The 18462-nt window shown below is 33.6% G+C and carries 17 protein-coding genes and 1 riboswitch; of the genes, 12 read left to right on the top strand and 5 right to left on the bottom strand.

Features of this window, described 5'->3' with window-relative positions:
• Positions 1-455: 455 nt before the first annotated feature.
• Entirely contained in the window at positions 456-878 is a 423-nt protein-coding gene (locus J8M14_RS00400; RefSeq protein WP_211072367.1) for a DoxX family protein, read from the top strand.
• 41 nt (positions 879-919) lie between these two features.
• On the opposite strand, the gene J8M14_RS00395 is transcribed toward J8M14_RS00400, so the two are convergent.
• Positions 920-1264, bottom strand: coding sequence for a hypothetical protein (locus J8M14_RS00395; RefSeq protein ID WP_211072366.1), 345 nt, complete (start codon positions 1262-1264; stop codon positions 920-922).
• A gap of 231 nt (positions 1265-1495) precedes the next feature.
• Between J8M14_RS00395 and J8M14_RS00390 the strand changes: the two genes are divergently transcribed.
• Positions 1496-2686 (top strand): heparan-alpha-glucosaminide N-acetyltransferase domain-containing protein, encoded by a 1191-nt coding sequence (locus J8M14_RS00390; RefSeq protein WP_211072365.1) that lies wholly within the window; start codon positions 1496-1498, stop codon positions 2684-2686.
• Between the two features lie 13 nt (positions 2687-2699).
• Here the strand turns inward: J8M14_RS00390 and J8M14_RS00385 are convergent, their stop codons facing one another.
• The 3 genes from J8M14_RS00385 to metK form a co-directional block, all read right to left on the bottom strand.
• Positions 2700-3044 (bottom strand): hypothetical protein, encoded by a 345-nt coding sequence (locus J8M14_RS00385; RefSeq protein WP_211072364.1) that lies wholly within the window; start codon positions 3042-3044, stop codon positions 2700-2702.
• A gap of 234 nt (positions 3045-3278) precedes the next feature.
• On the bottom strand, positions 3279-3638 hold the full coding sequence (locus J8M14_RS00380) for a hypothetical protein (RefSeq protein WP_211072363.1): 360 nt from the start codon (positions 3636-3638) through the stop codon (positions 3279-3281).
• Between the two features lie 188 nt (positions 3639-3826).
• A complete protein-coding gene (metK, locus tag J8M14_RS00375; RefSeq protein WP_211072362.1) occupies positions 3827-5083 on the bottom strand; it encodes a methionine adenosyltransferase in 1257 nt (418 codons plus the stop codon).
• 299 nt (positions 5084-5382) lie between these two features.
• Positions 5383-5499: riboswitch (SAM riboswitch) on the top strand.
• Between the two features lie 120 nt (positions 5500-5619).
• Here metK and J8M14_RS00370 point away from each other — a divergent pair.
• From J8M14_RS00370 to J8M14_RS00350, 5 genes are all read left to right on the top strand, one after another.
• Positions 5620-6909, top strand: a complete 1290-nt coding sequence (locus J8M14_RS00370) for an O-acetylhomoserine aminocarboxypropyltransferase/cysteine synthase family protein (protein ID WP_211072361.1) — start codon at positions 5620-5622, stop codon at positions 6907-6909.
• Between the two features lie 82 nt (positions 6910-6991).
• Positions 6992-7954 carry an alpha/beta fold hydrolase gene (locus J8M14_RS00365; protein ID WP_211072360.1) on the top strand — a complete coding sequence of 321 codons (963 nt, stop codon included), beginning with the start codon at positions 6992-6994 and terminating at the stop codon, positions 7952-7954.
• An 11-nt stretch (positions 7955-7965) separates the two neighbouring features.
• Positions 7966-10380, top strand: a complete 2415-nt coding sequence (thrA, locus tag J8M14_RS00360; RefSeq protein WP_211072359.1) for a bifunctional aspartate kinase/homoserine dehydrogenase I — start codon at positions 7966-7968, stop codon at positions 10378-10380.
• 165 nt (positions 10381-10545) lie between these two features.
• Positions 10546-10971, top strand: a complete 426-nt coding sequence (locus J8M14_RS00355; RefSeq protein ID WP_211072358.1) for an OsmC family protein — start codon at positions 10546-10548, stop codon at positions 10969-10971.
• Positions 10968-12146 (top strand): aminotransferase class I/II-fold pyridoxal phosphate-dependent enzyme, encoded by a 1179-nt coding sequence (locus tag J8M14_RS00350; RefSeq protein WP_211072357.1) that lies wholly within the window; start codon positions 10968-10970, stop codon positions 12144-12146. Before J8M14_RS00355 ends, J8M14_RS00350 begins: the two co-directional genes overlap by 4 nt.
• Positions 12147-12197: 51 nt before the next feature.
• Here J8M14_RS00350 and J8M14_RS00345 read toward each other — a convergent pair whose 3' ends face one another.
• The gene (locus tag J8M14_RS00345) at positions 12198-12737 is read right to left on the bottom strand and encodes a hypothetical protein (RefSeq protein ID WP_211072356.1); all 540 of its coding nucleotides are present in this window, start codon (positions 12735-12737) and stop codon (positions 12198-12200) included.
• 275 nt (positions 12738-13012) lie between these two features.
• On the opposite strand from J8M14_RS00345, the gene J8M14_RS00340 reads away from it, so the two are divergent.
• The 5 genes from J8M14_RS00340 (at position 13013) to J8M14_RS00320 (ending at position 18458) form a co-directional block, all read left to right on the top strand.
• A complete protein-coding gene (locus tag J8M14_RS00340; protein WP_211072355.1) occupies positions 13013-13279 on the top strand; it encodes a DUF2061 domain-containing protein in 267 nt (88 codons plus the stop codon).
• Between the two features lie 48 nt (positions 13280-13327).
• Complete coding sequence (locus tag J8M14_RS00335) at positions 13328-13954, top strand: phosphoadenosine phosphosulfate reductase family protein (protein WP_211072354.1); 627 nt, start codon at positions 13328-13330, stop codon at positions 13952-13954.
• A 20-nt stretch (positions 13955-13974) separates the two neighbouring features.
• The gene (cysD, locus tag J8M14_RS00330) at positions 13975-14934 is read left to right on the top strand and encodes a sulfate adenylyltransferase subunit CysD (protein ID WP_211072353.1); all 960 of its coding nucleotides are present in this window, start codon (positions 13975-13977) and stop codon (positions 14932-14934) included.
• A 76-nt stretch (positions 14935-15010) separates the two neighbouring features.
• Positions 15011-16258 carry a GTP-binding protein gene (locus J8M14_RS00325; protein ID WP_211072352.1) on the top strand — a complete coding sequence of 416 codons (1248 nt, stop codon included), beginning with the start codon at positions 15011-15013 and terminating at the stop codon, positions 16256-16258.
• A gap of 109 nt (positions 16259-16367) precedes the next feature.
• On the top strand, positions 16368-18458 hold the full coding sequence (locus J8M14_RS00320) for a HEPN domain-containing protein (RefSeq protein WP_211072351.1): 2091 nt from the start codon (positions 16368-16370) through the stop codon (positions 18456-18458).
• Positions 18459-18462: the final 4 nt, after the last annotated feature.

Below are 18462 nucleotides of genomic sequence, written 5' to 3'. Positions count from 1 at the left end.
AAATAACTTTTCTTCTATAGTTATAGATTTGTATTAAGGTATCTTCCGGTTAAAGCAGATATTTATCCAAAATACATTTTCATCTTTGTAAATATACCTTATAATTAGTTTCCCTGCTGGAGTAAGGTCTGATTCAAATGTTAGTTTGATTTAACCAATCCAGATCTTCTAATGGATGGATCTAAGATTCCGCAGATTTTCCAATAGTATTGTCATTGCTACACGATATAAAAATGCAATAACTATTAATATAATGGCAGCAATATTATTTTGGATGCTTTTTTTGAGATCATTGTTGTTGTGTTTTAGTGTATTTATAGGATGAAGTAACTATAAAAAGGTTGCTTTTATTTAATTATATCTAAATTTAAGAACATGCTAAATTCAAAATAAAATATCATTATTGTTTTAAAAATCAGTATCTTATATGAGTGTAACCAATAAATCTATTTGTCATGCCAACAATAAAGTCATTAAACAAATGGGCTAATGCGCATACTTATTACCCACTTGATCTTTTGCGAATTGCACTTGGAGTATTTTTATTTCTAAAAGGAATAAATTTCCTGAGTAATAGCCAGATATTGGTAGATCTTCTTAAGCCAGTTCAGAATTTGGCTGGTGCAATGATTGTTATACATTATGTTGCTCCAGCACATTTAATAGGAGGGATATTAATTGCTTTTGGATTGCTTACTCGTTGGTCTGTAGCTGCTCAGATCCCATTGCTTATTGGGGCTGTTGTGATTAATTTCGTAGGTGAAATGAATGTGGCAAATTTAGTCATTGCCACTGTGGTATTTCTATTATGTATTTTCTTTTTCTTGTATGGGTCTGGAAAACATTCTGTTGATTATTATCTAAAAATGCAGCAATAGAGTATAAAAAAAAGGCTTCAATTCTGAAGCCTTTTTTATAACTAATTCTGAAGTTTAACTTTGATTGGTCCTCCACTAGAAACATAGCTCCCACCAATTTCATCAATGTTAATATCTAATTCATCTCTAGTGCTAATAGTGTTAATATCTACTTTGAGTTTATCATAAGTTTCAATGTTTTTGATATTTACATCAATTTCATCTGAATTAATGAGTTTAACTGTTATAGAACCATCCTCATTAACAGGGACTAATTTGTAACTATTTGGGTTATTTATTTCGTTAGCGTATGCTCTTGGTATTATTTCTAAATCTTTAATAGCGATTATAGTTAAGCATATAGCAATAATAGTGAGTACAGTTTTAGTATATGTATCATTTTTCATAATAATGGTTTTTAAGTTTTATAAAAGATATCAAAAATTGGCCCATGATTATAGTATTTGCCTTGTGTTTAACTTAATAATTTAAAGCAAATAAACTACTGAATTGATTTTCAGTATTTAGAGTTGTTAAAGAGAAGTTAAAGATTGATAAAAATTAGTTAGCTTTGCACGCTCAAAACAATAAAGCGATCCAAAACAGGTTTTTTGGACCAAAACTAACTGACCCCAATCATGACTAATCAAACCAACAGATTGTATTTCCTGGATGCGATTCGTGCTTTTGCAATCGTAATGATGTTGCAAGGGCATTTTGTCCAGGCGCTACTGGAAGATACTTATAGAGATAGAACAAGCGTAATATTTAGTGCTTGGGAGTATTTTCGAGGAATGACTGCCCCCACTTTTTTTACAATTACTGGTTTTATATTTACTTTTTTACTTCTTAAACAAAGTAGTGCAGGGCTCAATAATCCAAGAATACTAAAAGGTGTGAAAAGAGCTATAAAACTTGTTTTTTGGGGTTATTTGCTCAGATTGAGCTTTTTTGCAGTTTTTAGAGGAACCCTAAACTCTTCATTTTTCTATGTGGATGTATTGCAGTGTATTGGTACTTCTTTATTGTTGTTGATAGGGCTGTATCTAATTTTATATAAATATAGTAAAAGGCTATTTCAGTATACAATATTAGGTATAGGTATGTTAGTATTTATAATTCAACCACTATATGATACTGCAATTTTAGAATTTTTGCCAGAAACAATTGCTAACTACTTTACCAATAAATATGGTTCGATCTTTACATTATTACCATGGTTTGGATATGTGTGTTTTGGAGGATTTTTAGCTACGATCTTTTTGAGATATGGAAGACAACAAAAATTTTATCCATTAATAATTACTTCTTTATTATTATTAGGATGTATCCTCGTTTTTTACTCATCAGGAATTTTGATGTTATTGCATGATGCTTTTAAGATAGAAGTTTTTAAATCAGTAGCATATAATAATTTTTTATTCATAAGATTAGGAAATGTTTGTATTCTTTTTTCAATTTTTATGTTGTTGAGAAACTACTTAACAGGTTCTATATTTACTAAAATTGGAGGTAAAACATTATCTATTTACATTATTCACTTCTTTGTGTTGTATGGAAGTTGGTTTGGATTAGGATTAAATCGATTTTTTTACAGAGCCTTAACTCCAACCGAAGTTGTGTTAGGAGCAACCTTGTTTGTAATAGGGGTTTGTGTTTTAGTAGTTAAATACTATAAATATGAAACCGAGTTCCTACTTTTTGTAGAGCAATTTAAAAACTACATATTTCAGAAAATTAAGTTTTTAATGTCCAACAATTTAAAACCAAATCTTATTAAAGAGAAGATGATTGAAAAATATCAAAACTTTCGTTTTGGTAAACGTTAAACTATATTAGGTTTTACCAATCTGTAATCTGTGAATTATTTTCTTGTAAAGGAATAAATAAGAAGACAGTATCGATAACTTTTGATATACGAACATTGTTTTTAGTGAGTCTCTTTTTATTTTTGTGCATTTCTTTTTTAATATCTGCCCATTCTTTTTCGGTATAGATTATAGCAGTTTTTTTGAACTTGTCTTGCTGTAACAGTTCTTTTTTATTAGTTGCTTGAAGGTTTGAGTCAGAATTCGTTAAGATTTCTGTTGAATCATTAATCTTCAAAGGTTCTTTGGTTTTTTTATCGCTTTGTGCATAAAATACTTGACAATACAAAAACAGGGATGTGATAATAGCAATTTTCATTTTCATTTTTTTTAATTAAATGACATCAAATGATGTGAAATTAATCATCTGATTATCAATAACTAAGATAGGTTAATAATATGAATTATGTAAGAGGGAAAAACCCCTTTTTTTGTGGTTTATTTTCCTTGTATTTTTATGTTTTCTCTTAGAAGTTTAATTTTTAATTCTAAAAAATGAAAAAAAAGACCGCTTATAAATTAAGCGGTCATTGTGTAGTTGTTTGTTTAGATTTTACCAACCCGATAATTGGGTTCTGTTATTAGAATAAGAAGGGCTGATAAAAACGGTATCTAGAACTTTAGAAGTATGAATGATATCTCCATTATTAGAAATTCTTTTCTTAGCCTTGCGCATCTTTTTTCTAATTTTTTTCCATTCTTTTTTACTGTAGGATTGTATATTACTAGATCTATTTTCTAAGCTCTTTACAATTAAGTTATCAGTTTTTACTTGTTCATCAGCATTATAAGAACCTTCTACAATTTTTGTGTCTACAATTTTTATAGATTCAGTACTGCTCTTGTATTCTTGTCCGAACGAGATATGGATAATTAACAAGAATACAGTGGGGATTAAAATTTTTAATTTCATTTCCTGAATTTTACAATTTAATTTTTTTTCAGCCGAAAGATATCGCTATTAATAACAATAACTTTAATTATTTAGTATTCGTAGGTTATGAGGTAGTATTCGATGATTCTCAATTTTGTAACAAACCAAGGAATCTAGAGGCTAGAAATTAGATTTTAGGCAAAAATACTTCAAATAAATAAGAAAACTTAAATGTTGAACGCTTTTTTTACTGCTTCTACATAATCCAACTTTTCCCAAGTAAATAGCTCCACTTCTTTTTCTATTTTACCAGAATAAGGGCTTTCAAAAACTTTAGTAACTGTTTTAGGTTCTTTACCCATATGTCCATAGGCTGCAGTTTCTAGATAGATTGGATTACGAAGTTTTAATCGTTTTTCTATAGCTGCTGGTCTCATGTCGAAGATTTCTCCAACTTTCTCTGCGATTTCTCCATCAGTTATGCCTAAAGAACTTGTGCCATAAGTGTCTACAAAAATCGAAGTAGGTTCAACTACACCAATAGCATAAGATACTTGCACCAAGGCTTCATTGGCCACTCCTGCAGCAACAAGATTTTTAGCAATATGTCTAGAAGCATAAGCTGCAGATCTATCTACTTTACTAGGATCTTTTCCAGAAAAGGCTCCACCACCATGAGCACCTTTACCACCATATGTATCCACAATAATCTTTCTACCTGTTAATCCAGTATCACCATGTGGACCTCCAATCACAAATTTTCCGGTTGGATTGATATGATAAGTGATTTGATCATTGAATAATTCCTGAACATATTTTGGCAATTGAGCAATAACTCTTGGCATTAGTATAGAGATAATGTCATTTTTAATCTTTGCCAGCATCACATCATCATCAATATCAAAATCATCATGCTGAGTAGATACTACGATTGCTACTATACGTTGAGGTATATTATCATCACTATATTCAATAGTTACCTGGCTTTTAGAATCTGGTCGTAAGTAAGGAATTTCTACACCTTCATGCCTTAATTTTGCTAGTTCAATTAATACTTTGTGAGAAATATCAAGAGCTAGAGGCATATAGTTTGCAGTTTCTTTAGTCGCATATCCAAACATCATACCCTGATCACCAGCACCTTGCTCTTCTTTTGTGTCACGATCAACACCTTGATTGATATCCTGTGATTGTTCATGAATCAAAGAAATTACACCACAAGAATCTCCACTGAACTGATACGCTCCTTTTGTATATCCTATTGTATTAATAACATCTCTGGCAATATGTTGTACATCGAGATAAGTAGTAGATTTCACTTCACCTGCTAATACAACTTGCCCTGTCGTTACTAGCGTCTCACAAGCTACTTTTGAATCAGGGTCAAAAGCTAAAAAGTTATCTAATAAAGCATCACTAATTTGGTCTGCTACTTTATCCGGATGTCCTTCAGATACACTTTCTGAAGTAAATAAATATGCCATTCTTTATTGTTTTATTAGAATATAAGACGGAATTGCGGAGTGAAGCTTTCGATATTTTTGCGAATCGAACTGCTTTAGCATTTTTTTGGGTTGCAATCAGTCAAATCTATCCCTTAAATATTTCGGCAAAGGTAAAAAAAATGACAATATTCAAAAGTATTTAACGTATGATTAATTTTTACTGAATAAATCACTTGTTTTAGGTAGGTTTTATTCGAATAAAACAATTTTTATAATAAACAGCTTACCGTTTAAAAATAATTATTAGCTTTGTCCTCAAGTTTCTTATACATTTTAGTTAGTTATCAAGAAAGGTGGAGGGAATAGACCCTATGAAACCTTAGCAACCCTTTATTCGTAAAGAAGGTGCTAAATTCTATCCGATTTTCATTTTTGATTTTAGGAATAGATAACTCGATCCAATTATACTCGCTGTAATTGTCGTTTCCTTTCTTTTTAATTTTCTATGAACATACACTAAAGCAGTGTTTGATGTATTTGAGTTTTATTAAACCTAAAATTTAAATTAGAAAATTATGAGCACACAAAAATTTGCTACAGAAGCTTTACACGCAGGTCATGATGTAACCACTAATGGAGGAACAAGAGCTGTTCCAATTTATCAAACCACATCATATGTTTTTAATAATGCAGACCATGCGGCAAACTTATTTAACCTATCAGAATCAGGGTATATATACACCCGATTAAACAATCCAACCAACGATATCCTAGAGCAACGCTTAGCTGCCCTTGAGGGAGGTATCGCAGGCGTTGTCACTGCTTCGGGAACAGCAGCAATTAATACAACACTATTAACACTTCTTAAAGCGGGAGATCATATAGTGGCTTCTAGTAGTTTATATGGAGGGACTTACAATCTTTTAAGTGTTACTCTACCTAGATTTGGAATCAGCACAACTTTTGTAGACCCATCAGATGCAGAGAATTTCAAAAATGCAGTACAAGAAAATACGAGAGCATTTTTTGTAGAGTCCTTAGGGAACCCAAAACTGGATGTTCTGGACCTGAAAGCAATTTCGGCTGAAGCAAAAGCTTACAAAGTACCTTTAATTGTAGATAACACGGTGGCTACGCCAGCATTATTGAACCCTATAGCACATGGGGCAAATATTGTCATCCATTCCTTAACAAAATATATCAGCGGAAACGGAACATCTCTTGGGGGTGTAATTATTGATGCTGGAACATTTGACTGGTCAAGCGGTAAGTTTCCAGAATTTACAGAACCTTCACCAGGATATCACGGTTTAGTGTATCATGAGGCGTTAGGTCCAGCTGCATTTATTGCTAAAGTAAGAATAGAAGGGTTACGTGATCACGGAGCTGCTTTAAGTCCATTTAATGCTTTTCAGATTTTACAAGGGTTAGAAACTTTAGAAATCCGTATCAAAAAACATAGTGAAAATGCTTTAGAACTTGCGAAGTGGTTACAACAACAGGATGAAGTAACTTGGATAAAATACCCTGGATTAGAAAATGATCCATATAATACTCTTGCAAAAGAATATTTGCCAAAGGGACAAAGTGGTATTGTAACTTTTGGAATAAAAGGAGGTTTTGATTCAGCTAAAACTGTTGCGGATGAAACTAAAATCTTTTCACTATTAGCAAATATTGGAGACTCTAAATCATTGATTATCCATCCGGCAAGTACAACGCATCAACAATTAAATGAAGAGCAACAGGAATCTACTGGGGTTACTAGTGACTTAATTAGACTATCGGTAGGGCTTGAAGATATTGAAGATTTAAAAGCAGATTTGAAAGCAGCATTTAGTAAGGTAAAAGAAAAAGTAAAATAAATATGTAACCCTTTTCGTTCCTGCTGTTGTTACTGATTATGTATTAGTGTGCGCTGGAATCTTATAGAAGTTAAATTAATCTATGCTCCAAACAATCCAGATATCGAATTATAGAACGTCAAATGGTCAGATATTAGGTTTAATTCCATTGACCTATGAGGTTTTTGGTAAGGAATTATATTCTGCTCCTATTGTATTAGTAAATCATGCATTAACTGGAAATTCCACGGTTTGTGGAGAAAACGGTTGGTGGAATGGATTGATAGGAAAAGGTAAATGTATAGATCTAGATCGGTATACAGTTTTATCTTTTAATATTCCGGGTAATGGTTATGATGGAGTAGAGGAGCATCTGATTGCGGATTATAAAGTATTTAATGCTAGGGATATTGCTTCGATTTTTGAGATTGGGTTAAGGAAATTGAATATCACTGAATTGCATGCCGCAATTGGAGGGTCTGTTGGTGGTGGAATTGCTTGGGAATTAGCTGCGCTAAGACCAGATCTGATCAAACATTTAATTCCAGTCGCTACAGATTGGAAATCTAGTGATTGGCTAAAAGCAAATTGCCTAGTGCAAGAACAGATTTTGTTGAATTCTAGTAACCCGGTTCATGACGCTAGATTGCATGCGATGCTAATCTATAGATCTCCTGAATCTTTCAAACAAAAATTTGATCGTACTTACAATAACGAAAAAGATATGTATAATATCGAAAGTTGGCTTTTTCATCATGGTGAAAAATTAGATCAGCGATTTACACTTTCTGCTTATAAAGAGCTGAATTATGTTTTGGCCAATATAGATATTACTGAAGGAAGAGGAGATTTTAGAGCAGTTGCATCAAAGATTGCATCAAAGATTCATATTATTAGTGTGGATTCTGATGGTTTTTTTACAGCCGCAGAAGATAAAAGAACATTCCATGAATTAAAGGGAATAAATAGAGATGTTACTCACGGTATTATTAATTCTGTGCACGGTCATGATGCATTTTTGATAGAGTTTGAGCAATTAAGTGAGTTGTTGAAAGATGTTTTTTAAAGGAAAAAGAAATGAAGGTATTAAAGTTTGGAGGGAAATCACTAGCTAACGGAAAAGGAATTAAGGCCGTTGTTGATATTGTCGAAGATAAAATCAAAAAAGGAGAGAGGATCACTGTTGTGTTATCGGCTAGAGGAAATACTACAGACGAGTTAGAAGCTATTTTGGATAAAGCATCAAGGAATGAGAATTATCAAGATCAATTAAAAACCTTTAAAAAATATCAATTAGAAACTTGCGAAGGTGCCGATTATACTGAAGAATTTAAAACTTTGGATAAGTTGTTTGAAGGAGTTTCTTTACTAGGTGATTATAGTAAAAGAATCAAAGATCAAGTACTTTCTCAGGGAGAAGTAATGTCTGCTAAGCTTTTGACCAAAATACTTAAAGAAAAAGATATCAAAGCTCATTTTACTGATAGTAGAGAGTTGATTATTACTGATGAACAATTTGGTGATGCTCAACCGTTAGATAAATTATCTAAAGAAAATGTAATAAAGCATTTTCAAAAATATAATGGTTCTACAGTAAATATTGTAACTGGTTTTATCGCTTCTAATACAAAAAAAGAAACCACTACCTTAGGAAGAAATGGGAGTAATTATACAGCATCATTATTAGCAAATTATTTAGATGCGGAAGAATTGCAAAATTTCACTCATGTAGATGGGATCTATACAGCTAATCCAGATCTTGTTCCGGAAGCTAAAAAGATTGAAAAACTATCTTTTACAGAAGCTAATGAACTTGCTTATTTCGGAGCAAATATTTTGCATGCTAAAACAATTATTCCGTTAATCGAAAAAAATATTCCACTGAGAATATTAAATACTTTTGATCATACTAATGAGGGTACTTTAATTACTGCTGAGACTAGCGAGAAAGGAATCAAATCATTATCGGTTTTAGAAAATGTTGCACTAATTAATTTAGAAGGAAGAGGACTTTTAGGAAAAGTTGGCGTGGATGCTCGTATTTTTAGGGCATTGGCACATAAAAATATCAGTGTGAGTATAATTTCTCAAGGCTCTTCTGAGCGAGGAATTGGCTTAGTAGTAGATGCTGATAAAGCTAAAGAAGCCAAAGCTGTCTTGGAACAAGAGTTTGAACCTGATCTTTATAAAAGAGATGTCAGTGTCATCACTATTGAAGAAAATGTGTCCGTGATTTCAATCATTGGTCAGGATTTGAGTACTTTTCATAAACCATACAATGCGCTAATTAAAAATCAGGTAGTTCCTTTGTTATTTAACAATACTGTAAGTGGTAAGAATGTGAGTTTGGTAGTAAAGAAAGATCAATTAAACCGAGCTTTAAATGTGATTCATGGAGAAATATTTGAAATTTCTAAAAAAATCAATATTGCAATTTTTGGACATGGACTGGTAGGAGGAACTTTGATCGACCAGGTATTGAACTCTGTAGAGCAAATTGAAAAGCGTAAAAAAATAAAACTAAACATCTTTGCAGTAGCTAATTCTAGGAAAACATTATTGAATAAAAACGGAATTGAAACAGATTGGAAAGATAAAATTGGTTTAGAAGGAATTTCATATTCAATAGAAGATATAGTGAAGTTCGCAGATGCAAATCATCTGGAAAATCTAATTGCTATTGATAACACAGCGAGTGAGGGTTTTACTTCTAATTACATTTCATTGGTGGAGCATGGGTTTGATTTAGTATCATCTAATAAAGTTGCTAATACATTAAGTTTTGAGTTCTACAAGGAACTAAGGTCAAAACTCGAAGAAAACCAAAAACAGTACCTGTATGAGACCAATGTGGGAGCAGGATTGCCTTTGATTGATACGATTAAATTATTACATCTTTCAGGAGAAAATATAACTAGAATCAAAGGAGTTTTTTCAGGAACGTTAAGTTATTTGTTTAATACGTTTTCTGCAGAAGAAAGACCTTTTAGCGAAGTGCTTCAAGAAGCTATTGATAAAGGTTTTACAGAGCCCGATCCGCGTGAGGATCTATGTGGAAACGATGTAGGTCGTAAATTATTGATTCTTGCCAGGGAATTGGATCTTAGTAATGAGTTTGAAGATGTACATATTCATAATTTGATTCCTGAAAATTTGAGAGAAGGATCAGCAGGGCAATTTTTAGAGAAATTAATAGAATTAGATTCAGTATACGAAAAGGTTAAAGAAGCACAAAAACCTAATCATGTTTTGAGATATATTGGTGATCTTTGGGGTGATCTATCCCAGGAGAAAGGAAATCTGGATGTGAAACTGGTTTCAGTTCCAGAAAGTAGTGCGTTAGGACAAGTAAAAGGTTCCGACTCTATATTCGAGATTTATACAGAGTCGTATGGAGATCAGCCTATTGTTATCCAAGGAGCTGGGGCTGGAGCTGCAGTTACGGCGAGAGGAGTCTTTGGAGATATATTACGATTGGCAGAAAAAGGATGAATAATTGCGTTAGGGATTGAAGCGGCATCCTTTTATAATCTGTCTCCCTGAGCGGAGTCGAAGGGTGTTGACAGATTATAAAAGATATAGCAGAAAGCCCGACCCCGAGATGTCACACTGAGCTTGTCGAAGTGCAGTCGAAGGGGAACGCCCAAATAAATAATAATGAAGATACAGTTAAAAAGAATAGACAACGATTATCATTTTGAACTAAAAAATGAAAGAGGCCATGTAACGCACATTGATAGCAAAGCAGAAGTTGGAGGCCACGATTTGGCACCGAGTCCAATGGAATATGTGTTAATGGGTGTAGCTGGATGTAGTGCTATTGATGTGATTTCTATTCTTAAAAAACAACGCCAGGAAATCTCAGATTATAGAGCAGAAGTGGATGGAACTCGTGTAGAAATAGACGGAGCAAAACCTTTTAAGAATATTACGGTTACAGTATTTCTTGAAGGAGAAATAGCTCCAGAAAAAGCTAAAAGAGCGGCGCAATTATCATTTGAAAAATATTGTTCAGTATCCAAAACTTTAGAACCAACAGCTACTATAGAGTATAAAGTTGTGGTTAATAATGAAGTAGTATGAGTTTAGAAAGCAAACATTTTGAAACACAAGCGGTAAGGACACAAACCGATAAGACACAGTTTTTAGAGCATTCGACACCGATGTATCTTACCTCAGGGTTTGTTTTTGAAGATGCTGAAGAGATGCGAGCTGCTTTTGCAGAAGAGAAAGAGCGCAATTTGTATAGCCGTTTCAGTAACCCTAATACAACCGAATTTGTAGATAAAATCTGCCAGATGGAGGATGCAGAAGATGGTTTTGCATTTGCGACAGGTATGGCTGCTGTGTTTTCTACGTTTGCAGCATTATTGGATGCAGGGGATCATATTGTATCAGCTAGATCAGTTTTTGGATCTACACATACTTTGTTTACTAAGTATTTTCCGAAATGGAATATAGAGACTAGTTATTTTGCAGTTAATGAAGTAGATAAAGTAGAAAGCCTGATTAAGCCTAATACCAAAATCATTTATGCAGAATCTCCGACCAACCCTGGTGTGGATGTGTTGGATCTTGAATTACTGGGAAAAATTGCTAAAAGGCATAATGTACTTTTGGTAATTGATAATTGTTTTGCAACACCCTATTTACAAAATCCAATTAAGTTTGGAGCTGACCTGGTGATTCATTCTGCGACCAAATTGATTGATGGTCAAGGAAGAGTGCTAGGAGGAGTTACCGTAGGTAAAAAAGATCTGATAAGAGAAATCTATTTATTTTCTCGAAATACAGGTCCTGCATTATCGCCATTTAACGCGTGGGTGTTGTCAAAAAGCTTGGAAACCTTGGCCGTTCGTGTAGATCGCCATTGCGAAAATGCTTTAAAATTGGCAGAGTTTCTTGAATCTCATCCTAAAGTGAATTGGGTAAAATATCCTTTTCTAAAATCTCATCCGCAATATGAAGTTGCTAAAAAGCAAATGAAATTGGGTGGAAATATTGTAGCTTTTGAGGTAAAAGGAGGTGTAGAAGCTGGTCAAACTTTTTTTGATAGTATAGAAATGTGTTCAATGTCTGCAAACCTCGGAGACACCAGAACCATAGTTACGCATCCGGCATCTACAACACATAGTAAGCTGGCAAAAGAAGATAAATTAGCAGTTGGGATAACCGATGGAATGGTAAGATGTTCTGTAGGATTGGAACATGTTGATGATATAATTGCTGATATTGAACAGGCTTTAAAAGAGATATAATAGATCAAAAAAGCAGAGAAACTTCTCTGCTTTTTTGATCGTTTTTTTGTTTTATTGTTTTCCGAATGCGAAGAAAGTCATTCCTGTAGAAACCTGTGTTCCTCCAGGTAAAGGAAATGTTTGATTTAGTTCTTTTTCTAGAAATAAGAGTTCTGAATTCAATCCAGTTATTTTAAAAGATTCTTCAGTTCCTTCTACTTCAAGAACTAAATCTCCATCTTTAATTTGCCAATTACCTGATGCAGCAAAACCAGGTGTTGGAATTTCTTGTGTGGTTGGTTGCTGATTAACAATGGTATTGGTTAAAACGGTTGTATATCCTCCATCGCTCTCAAATGTTTCGGGGTTTTGATTAAATGTAAGGGAAGTTTCGAAATCTTTTCCAACAGAAAAAAATGTTGAATAAAGAGTTCTCTCTTCATCAGTTTCTATAAAAGTTTGACCATTGTTAACTCTAAAGGCAATTAATTTCCAAGTGCCTGGCAAGGCGGTTTCATCAATTCCAATTGGAGGGTCATTATTATCATCATCACTACATGAAATAAATAGAGCAGTTGTACAGAACAAAAACAAGACGAGTTTTTTCATCATTATAAATTATAAAGTTTTTGCAAAAATATTAATAAATGGTTGGGATTTCCCACCCATTTAGGGTGTTTTTGATATGTTATGTATAGAGGGTGAAATGTAATATTTGTCTATAATGATTAATAATCTACTAACTTACTAGGGTTTTTATTAATAATATCATAATTCTTCTCTTTAGTTGTAAGATTTAATGTTTTGGGTGACTAAAAAACAAATTTTATATATACATTTGTTCAATACTCTACTATTCCGATAGGGTAATAGAATTAAAGATTGATATGATTGTAGATCAAATGATATTAGACAAAGTAGCTTCAAAGAAAACAACTTTTGAGGACGATAAATCTTCAGAAAAGCCAATCCGTAGTATTGCAAAAGCTGTTAGTTGGAGGGTTATAGGTACTCTAGATACGCTAATAGTTTCTTATGTTCTTACAGGAGAAATCGTTTTAGCTACTTCAATAGCATCTGTTGATTTTTTAACCAAAATGGTTCTATATTTCTTTCACGAAAGAATATGGAATAAAGTAAAATGGGGAAGATAATTGCATTTATAAAAGGAAATAGGGGTACATCCTAAATTTAAGTTGATAATGAGTTGGACTGAACAAGAAATACAAAATTTAAATAAAACATTGGCAGATAAAACACCATTAGAAATTGCTCAATGGGCTGTTTTAAATGCTAAGAAACCTGTTGTGACTACTAATTTTAGACCATACGAAGCAGCTATCCTTAATGTAAGTGTTGGTGCACTTAAGGATATTCCGGTGATTTGGTGTGATTCTGGATACAATACTCCTAATACCTATAAGCACGCAGAAGAAGTGATCCAACAATTAGGGTTAAATGTAAAATTATATGTGCCTAAGCAAACTACTGCGCATAGAGATGTGGTCATGGGAATCCCTGATATTGATGATCCTAAACATAAAGTATTTACTGAACAGGTAAAGTTAGAACCTTTTAAAAGAGCAATGGCTGATTTTACTCCAGATGTTTGGTTTACAAATTTAAGAAAAGGACAAACTGCGCTAAGAGATTCTTTAGATATTTTGAGCCTGGGTAAAGATGGCGTGTTAAAGGTAAGTCCTTTCTATTACTACAGTGATGCGGAATTGGATGTATATCTAAAAGAAAATAATTTACCAAACGAGTTTAAATATTTTGACCCAACCAAAGTGTTAGAGAATAGAGAATGTGGGTTACATACTAACTAATAAATTACAACGAACGAAGCATGGAAATACTAGAAAAGAAAGTAGAGCAACTAAATGGATCAGCGGGCAATCTTGCTGGTAATTCAGTTCTTAAAGTAAATGCATTGGAGAGTGAAGCTATTTATATTTTTAGAGAAGTAGTAGCTCAATTTGAAAAACCTGTTTTACTATTTTCTGGAGGAAAAGACTCTATCACCTTGGTGCGATTAGCGCAAAAAGCATTTTATCCGGGAAAAATTCCTTTCCCATTATTACATATTGATACCGGACATAATTTTCCTGAAACTATAGAATTCAGAGATAGATTGGTAAAGGAATTAGGAGTAGAGTTGATCGTTCGTAACGTTCAGGATTCTATCGATCAGGGGAAAGTTGTTGAGGAGAAAGGAAAATATGCCAGTCGTAATAGTTTGCAGACTACCACACTTTTAGATGCTTTAGAAGAATTTAAATTTGATGCCGCAATTGGTGGTGCTCGTAGAGATGAAGAGAAGGCAAGAGCTAAAGAACGTATTTTCTCAGTAAGAGATGATTTTGGGCAATGGGACGAAAAAAATCAACGTCCTGAATTGTTTGATCATTTGAATGGAAAAATTGACTTAGGTCAAAATGTACGTGTATTTCCGATCAGTAACTGGACAGAATTAGATGTGTGGAGTTATATCGAAAAAGAGAGAATTGAGATTCCGTCAATTTATTTTGCTCATAAACGTAAAATATTTGTTAGGGATGGAATGATCTGGTCTGCTGAGGATGATGTGGTATATCGTGAAGATGATGAGCTGATAGAAGAAAGAATGGTTCGTTTTAGAACAGTTGGTGATATGTCTTGTACGGCTGCAGTGTTGTCTGATGCTACTACTATTGAAAAAGTAGTAGAAGAAATTAGAGAATCAACTATTTCAGAACGTGGTGCTCGTATCGATGATAAAAGATCAGAAGCAGCGATGGAAAAACGTAAACAACAAGGATATTTTTAAGGAGTTGATAGTTGTCCGTTGTTAGTTCATAATTACTAGCAGCAATCAACAGTCAACCATCAACAAAATTAATAGGATGGAAGTACTAAAAATAGCAACAGCAGGAAGTGTAGATGATGGTAAGAGTACCTTGATAGGTCGTATTCTATACGATACGAAATCATTAACGACTGATAAGTTAGAAGCCATAGAGGCCAGAAGTAAAGCTAATGGTTTTGACTATCTTGATTTCTCATTGGCAACTGATGGTTTGGTAGCAGAACGTGAACAAGGAATTACGATAGATGTAGCACATATCTATTTTTCGACAAAGAACAAGAGTTACATTATAGCTGATACTCCAGGGCATATCGAGTATACCCGTAATATGGTGACTGGTGCGTCTACATCGCAAGCCTCCATTATTTTGGTAGATGCTCGTAAAGGAGTAATAGAACAGACATATCGTCATTTCTTTATCAATAACTTATTGAGAGTAAAAGATGTGATCGTCGCAGTAAATAAAATGGATTTGGTAGATTTCTCTCAAAATAAATATGAAGCTATCAAGGCTGATTTTGAAGAGTTAATTGCTAAGAGTGAGTACAAAGAACAAAACATAACCTTTATCCCAGTAAGTGCTTTACAGGGAGATAATGTAGTTTCAACATCAGAAAATACACCTTGGTATAATGGACAAACACTTCTAGAACATCTTGAAAAATTGGATGCGCAAGATGTGTATGAAAAGTCTCAAGTACGTTTTCCGGTGCAGACTGTAATTCGTCCTAAAAAAGATGAGTTTCATGACTTTAGAGGGTATGCCGGAAAATTATACGGAGGCGATCTTTCTGTAGGAGATGAAGTCACGATTTTACCATCTTTGACTTCGTCAAAAGTGAAAGAAATATTTTTCTTTGATCAGCAATTTGATACTGCAGGAAGAGGAAGTTCATGTACAGTCACTTTAGAAGATGATGTCAATGTAAGTCGAGGAGATATGATTGTAAAATCATCCGAAAAACCAAGAGTTGAAAAACAACTAACAGCTACCGTATGTTGGATGGATAGCAAAGATCTGAATCCCGGAGCTAATTATTTTGTGCAGAGTGGTAGTAACCGAATTCTTGCCAAGGTAAAAAGTATTCATGGAACTATCGCGACAGATTTTTCTGGAGAAGACACTTCCAAAAATTCATTGCAACTAAATGAAGTTGGTAAGGTTCAGATTCAATTAAGTAAACCCTTAGCATTTGATGCATATAGTAAAAATAAAGCATCAGGGTCCTTTATATTAATAGATTCACAAACTAATAATACATCTGGAGTCGGATTCATAATGTGAAAAATATGAATCGATTTTTTGAAGAAAACCACAGAAATTTTTAGATAAAAAAAATAGCATACAAAAGTCATAACTACGTCCTTTTCTGAAGGGCAGCAACACGAAAAAAATGCAAAGTTTTAGAACAGAAATAGAAAACCCAATTGTCCAAAAAGACGTTATAGAATTAGCTAACAAAATAGAGCAGTTTCATAAGGGTAAGATTGATGAAGAGAAGTTTCGTAGCCTTCGTTTGGCTCGTGGAGTATATGGTCAACGTCAGGAAGGCGTACAGATGATCCGTATCAAACTTCCTTATGGAAAAGTGTTGAGCAATCAATTAAGGCGTATCTGCGAAGTATCAGACGAATACTCAAGAGGACGTTTGCATATTACAACTCGTCAGGATATTCAGATTCACTATGTTGATCTTAATAGAACACCAGAGCTTTGGGCCGAGTTGGAGAAAGATGATGTTACGCTTCGAGAAGCTTGTGGAAATACTGTTCGTAATGTAACAGCTTCAGAAACAGCCGGAATTGATCCAAAAGAACCTTTTGACGTATCGCCATATGCGGATGCTTTGTTTCGATTCTTTTTACGAAATCCTATTTGTCAGGAAATGGGGCGTAAGTTCAAGGTGTCTTTTTCAGGAACTGATGAAGATACGGGATTGTCATATATGCACGATCTTGGTTTTATTGCCAAAATCGAAAATGGCGTTAGGGGTTTTAAAGTGATGTTAGCAGGGGGATTAGGTTCGCAACCCAGACATGCCGATGAATTATATAGCTTTTTACCTTCAGATAAAATTATTCCTTTAATGGAAGGAGTATTAAGAATTTTTGATCGTCATGGCGAAAGAAAAAGTAGAGCTAAAGCTAGAATGAAATTTTTAGTAAAAGATATCGGTTTAGAAGCTTTTAAAGAATTAGTAGAAGCAGAACAAAATGCTATTGCTCAAAAAACTGTTGCAATTGACGCTGAAGCTTATAAGATATCTGTTCCAGTTTCGTTGGAAGCTCCAAAAATAGAGATCAAAGATCAGAAAGCTTTTGATCTATGGAAGTCTACTAATGTAATTCCTCAAAAGCAAGAAGGTTATGTAGCAATAGGTATTAAAGTGCTATTAGGAGATTTTTATACCGATAAAGCGAGGTTATTAGCGGATTTAGTAGAAAAATATGCAGCTGGTGAAATTAGACTATCATTACGTCAGAATATTTTGATTCCATTCGTAAAAGAAGATTTAGTGCCATTTTTCTATCAGGAATTAGGAAAGTTAGGATTTGCTGAAGCAGGTTATAACAAAGCTGTAGATATTACAGCTTGTCCCGGAACTGATACTTGTAATCTGGGAATTGCTAGTAGTACAGGTATTGCTGAAGAATTGGAACGAGTTCTTAAAGAAGAATATCCGCAATATTTAGAGAAAGAAGACTTAGTAATTAAGATTAGCGGATGTATGAATGCCTGTGGACAACACAATATGGCGAATATTGGTTTCCAGGGAATGTCAGTAAGAACTAAAGATAAATTAGTTGCTCCGGCACTTCAGGTGCTATTGGGGGGTGGTAATCTTGGTGATGGGAAAGGTCGTTTCGCTGATAAAGTAGTGAAAATTCCTAGTAGAAGAGGGCCTGAAGCATTACGTAGAATCCTAAATGATTTCGAAGCGAATGCAAATAGTAAGACGTTTGTAGAATATTATCAAGAGAAAGGAGAAAAATACTTTTATAATTTTCTTACGGATTTATCCAATGTCGATAATCTTACTCAAGAAGATTTTATTGACTGGGGAACTGAAGAGGAGTATGTAAAAGCAATTGGAGTTGGTGAATGTGCAGGAGTAGTAATCGATTTAATAGCCACTTTGTTTTTAGAAAGTGAAGAAAAAATAGATAATGCTAAGATTTCTTTTGAAAACGAAGTCTATTCTGATGCGGTGTATCATGCTTATAGTTCTTTGATAAATTCTGCAAAAGCATTATTATTAGCAGAAAATAAAAAGACCAATACTCATGCGGGAATAATTCGTCAGTTTGATGAAGAATTTGTATCAAACGGAAAGATTGAGTTAGAAGGTACATTTGCTGATTTAGTATATCAACTTCAAAAAAATGCTCCTACAAAAGATTTTGCTTTAGATTATATCAAAAAAGCAGGACAATTTTTACAAAAAGTGCAAGAGTTTAGAGCCCTTGAAGTGGAAAACGTATAATATC

The organism is Aquimarina sp. MMG016 (assembly GCF_018100805.1).
Classification (GTDB): domain Bacteria; phylum Bacteroidota; class Bacteroidia; order Flavobacteriales; family Flavobacteriaceae; genus Aquimarina.
Note: the sequence above shows the minus strand (reverse complement) of the source record. Positions and strands in the feature narration are given on the sequence as shown.

Coding starts and splice junctions, on each gene's coding strand:
- J8M14_RS00400 (WP_211072367.1), top strand. CDS start 456: ATGCCAACAATAAAGTCATTAAACAAATGGGCTAATGCGCATACTTAT.
- J8M14_RS00395 (WP_211072366.1), bottom strand. CDS start 1,264: ATGAAAAATGATACATATACTAAAACTGTACTCACTATTATTGCTATA.
- J8M14_RS00390 (WP_211072365.1), top strand. CDS start 1,496: ATGACTAATCAAACCAACAGATTGTATTTCCTGGATGCGATTCGTGCT.
- J8M14_RS00385 (WP_211072364.1), bottom strand. CDS start 3,044: ATGAAAATTGCTATTATCACATCCCTGTTTTTGTATTGTCAAGTATTT.
- J8M14_RS00380 (WP_211072363.1), bottom strand. CDS start 3,638: ATGAAATTAAAAATTTTAATCCCCACTGTATTCTTGTTAATTATCCAT.
- metK (WP_211072362.1), bottom strand. CDS start 5,083: ATGGCATATTTATTTACTTCAGAAAGTGTATCTGAAGGACATCCGGAT.
- J8M14_RS00370 (WP_211072361.1), top strand. CDS start 5,620: ATGAGCACACAAAAATTTGCTACAGAAGCTTTACACGCAGGTCATGAT.
- J8M14_RS00365 (WP_211072360.1), top strand. CDS start 6,992: ATGCTCCAAACAATCCAGATATCGAATTATAGAACGTCAAATGGTCAG.
- thrA (WP_211072359.1), top strand. CDS start 7,966: ATGAAGGTATTAAAGTTTGGAGGGAAATCACTAGCTAACGGAAAAGGA.
- J8M14_RS00355 (WP_211072358.1), top strand. CDS start 10,546: ATGAAGATACAGTTAAAAAGAATAGACAACGATTATCATTTTGAACTA.
- J8M14_RS00350 (WP_211072357.1), top strand. CDS start 10,968: ATGAGTTTAGAAAGCAAACATTTTGAAACACAAGCGGTAAGGACACAA.
- J8M14_RS00345 (WP_211072356.1), bottom strand. CDS start 12,737: ATGATGAAAAAACTCGTCTTGTTTTTGTTCTGTACAACTGCTCTATTT.
- J8M14_RS00340 (WP_211072355.1), top strand. CDS start 13,013: ATGATTGTAGATCAAATGATATTAGACAAAGTAGCTTCAAAGAAAACA.
- J8M14_RS00335 (WP_211072354.1), top strand. CDS start 13,328: ATGAGTTGGACTGAACAAGAAATACAAAATTTAAATAAAACATTGGCA.
- cysD (WP_211072353.1), top strand. CDS start 13,975: ATGGAAATACTAGAAAAGAAAGTAGAGCAACTAAATGGATCAGCGGGC.
- J8M14_RS00325 (WP_211072352.1), top strand. CDS start 15,011: ATGGAAGTACTAAAAATAGCAACAGCAGGAAGTGTAGATGATGGTAAG.
- J8M14_RS00320 (WP_211072351.1), top strand. CDS start 16,368: ATGCAAAGTTTTAGAACAGAAATAGAAAACCCAATTGTCCAAAAAGAC.